At 71.4% G+C, this 2,955-nt stretch carries 4 protein-coding genes; all 4 read left to right on the top strand.

The annotated features are described in order from the left end of the window. Positions 1-81: 81 nt before the first annotated feature. Positions 82-585 (top strand): hypothetical protein, encoded by a 504-nt coding sequence (locus RWX45_RS12085; RefSeq protein WP_316023967.1) that lies wholly within the window; start codon positions 82-84, stop codon positions 583-585. Further along, positions 578-1,249, top strand: a complete 672-nt coding sequence (locus RWX45_RS12080; RefSeq protein WP_316023966.1) for a response regulator transcription factor — start codon at positions 578-580, stop codon at positions 1,247-1,249. The genes RWX45_RS12085 and RWX45_RS12080 overlap by 8 nt, the downstream gene beginning before the upstream one ends. Before the next feature lie 299 nt (positions 1,250-1,548). Then, a complete protein-coding gene (locus tag RWX45_RS12075; RefSeq protein ID WP_316023965.1) occupies positions 1,549-2,223 on the top strand; it encodes a PadR family transcriptional regulator in 675 nt (224 codons plus the stop codon). A gap of 6 nt (positions 2,224-2,229) precedes the next feature. Next, positions 2,230-2,955 (top strand): ABC transporter ATP-binding protein (locus tag RWX45_RS12070; RefSeq protein WP_316023964.1); only part of this gene is annotated, 726 nt, incomplete at its 3' end.

Below are 2,955 nucleotides of genomic sequence, written 5' to 3'. Positions count from 1 at the left end.
CGTCGAACCCTGGTCTGATGCCGCGCCCGCAGCGGATTCCTACACTGAAGTGATGACACCATCACGCCCGCAGCTCCCCCGGTGACGCAGCTCCTCCGTGACATGGAGGCCCGCCTCGCGGCGTGTGTGGAAGCGCCGGTGGCGCTGGCCCGCCGCCAGGGGGTGACGGTCGAGGTCGTGACGTCGTTCCCGGCCGCAACGCAACCAGGCCTGCCGGCCCCCATCCCCCCCGCGCTTCCCGTTCCGGAAGCCGCATCGGGACCCAGCGCCAACCCGGACGATCTCCTCCCACTCCTCAAGGTTGCGACCGCCGTCGTCGGCGAAGCGCTGGGCAACACCGCCCGCCACGCCGGACCGACCCGCGCCGTGGTGAGGGCGGCGGTTGAGGACGGGTGGCTGCGTGTGAGCGTCGTCGACTCCGGTCCGGTGGCCGGCTGGATCCCGCGCGACGGAACGGGCACGGGCCTGCGCGGCCTGCGTGAACGCGTCGAGGCCTGCGGTGGCACTCTGCTCGTCGGCCCACGCCTCGACGCCGAAGGCTTCGCCGTCGAGGCTCGTCTGCCGTTGGAGGAGCGCTATGCGTGATGTCATCAGCGTCCTTATCGCCGAGGATCAGGGACTGCTGCGCGCCTCCCTGCGTGCGCTCATCGACGCCGAGCCGGGCCTCACGGTGGTCGGGGCGGTCGCGGACGGCGACGAGGCGGTTGCTCTCACTCGTCGGGAACGGCCCGACGTCGTCGTGATGGACATCCGGATGCCCGGGCTGGACGGGATCGAGGCAACCGCCCGAATCTGCGCCGATCCGGACCTGGCGGACACGCGCGTGCTGGTCCTGACCATGTTCGAGTTGGACGACTACGTTCTGGGGGCACTGCGCGCGGGTGCCTCGGGATTCCTACTCAAGGACGCCGATCCGCAGGTGCTCGTGGATGCGGTGCGCACTATCCACTCCGGGCAGTCGCTGCTCGGCGCCAGCGTCATGACCCGGCTGCTGGCGCACTCGGTTCCCGGCGGCGGAACACCGGGGCATCTGGAAGGCCTCACACCTCGCCAACGCCAGGTGCTCATGCTCATCGCGCGGGGGCTGTCCAACAGTGAGATCGAGGAGGAACTCGGCATCACTCGCGCCACCTGTCGCAGCCACATCACCGCCCTGCTGGCGCGCTTGGGCGCCCGGGACCGCGCTCAGCTGGTCATCGCCGCCTACGAGTCGGGGCTCGTCGCCCCAACCGCTTCCCACGATCACTAGCCCCAACCGCGTCTCGTGACTGCTCGCTCCCGACGGAGGGGCGGTGCCAGTGCGCGGTTTGGCTGTCTCGCCGGGGCAGGCACGGAATGCGCTACTTTCGCCTCGGGTCGTTCAGTCGGTGTGGGTGAGATCGTTGAATTGGTGCGGGATTGGGTGGGTCTGGGTGGTGTTGGCGGGGCGAACGTACCGGAAAGTGGTGCTTGTCATGCCGGCCCCAGCTCGCTAACCTTACCGAGTAAGCATTACTCGGTAACCATTGTGGGGTTTCCGGGCAACCTCCTTCACACTCGGGAGCGCACGTGGCCATCAAACACGCCCTGCTCGCCCTGCTCGCGGGCGGCCCCGCAGGCACCTACCAGCTGCGCAAGGACTTCGAGTCCTCCACCGGCACCGCCTGGCCGCTCAACATCGGCCAGGTCGCCACCACCCTCGCCCGGCTCGAACGTGACGGCCTGGTCGCCCGCCTCGAACCCGGCGCGCTCGAGGCCGCATCACATGCCGACGCCGCTTCGACTGACACAGCTTCCGGCCCGGCCGCCGAACCTGCCCCCTCAGGCGCGGCCGCCAACCCGGCCGCCGCGGCGTCCGCTGCCAAGGCGTCGAACACCACCACCCTGACCACGGCCGGACGCGACGTGGCCGCCTGGGCGCTCACCGACGCCGGCCGGGCCGAACTCGCCCACTGGTGGGCCAAGCCGGTGATGCGCAGCGCCCCCGACCGCGACGAGCTGGTCATCAAGCTCGCTCTGGCCGCCACCCGCCCCGACGTCGACGTCGCCGACCTCATCCAGCGCCAACGCGAGGCCACGCAGACCACCCTGCACGAGATCAACCGCGCCCGCCGCGCCGCCGCTGAGGATCTGGCCGCCACCCTGGTCCTGGACCATCACGTGTTCACGGTTGAGGCCGAGCTGCGGTGGCTCGACGACGTCGAAGGTCGCCTCGCCCGCGCTCGCAACTCCTCTGGGCGGTGACTGGCTGTGTTCAGCAGGATCCGTGGCATCGGCAAGTCCCGTACATCCGCCCAGTCCCCGATGCCGGAGGACTCCGCCGTCGCACCCCAGACCCCGGAAGCGTCGATCGCCCCGGATGCGCCGACCGCACCGAACACGCCGAACGCCCCGGATACGCCGGACACCCGGGATGCGTCGGCTAACCCCGGTCCGCTGCCTCCCGTGCTCCGGCTCGAGGGCGTCGGCCGCATCCACGGCAGTGGCGCCCGCGCCGTCACCGCACTGGACGACGTCCACCTCACGGTGGCCGAGGGCGAGTTCGTTGCCGTCATGGGGCCCTCGGGGTCGGGCAAATCGACGCTGCTCAACCTCGCCGGCGCCCTCGACCAGCCCACCTCCGGGCGGGTCTTCGTTGAAGGCCGCGACCTGGCGGGCCTGGACCGCACCGCCCTGGCCGAGGTGCGCCGCCGCGCCGTCGGCTTCGTCTTCCAGGACTTCAACCTCCTGCCGGCGCTCACCGCCGCTGAGAATGTCGCCTTCCCCCTGGAACTGGACGGCTGGGCCGCCAAGCGCGCCCGGGCGGCCGCGCTGTACGCGCTGGACCAGGTGGGTGTTGCGGACCTGGCCGACCGCCTGCCCGACGACATGTCCGGCGGGCAGGCGCAGCGCGTCGCCATCGCCCGCGCCGTCGCCGGGCCCCGCCGACTCCTGCTCGCCGACGAGGCCACCGGCGCCCTCGACTCGGCCACCGGC

Source organism: Actinomyces sp. MRS3W, assembly GCF_032465695.1.
Lineage (GTDB): Bacteria > Actinomycetota > Actinomycetes > Actinomycetales > Actinomycetaceae > Actinomyces.
Note: the sequence above shows the minus strand (reverse complement) of the source record. Positions and strands in the feature narration are given on the sequence as shown.

Bases quoted from the DNA above. Each gene is read 5' to 3' on its own strand.
- RWX45_RS12080 (WP_316023966.1), top strand. From the start codon at position 578: ATGCGTGATGTCATCAGCGTCCTTATCGCCGAGGATCAGGGACTGCTG.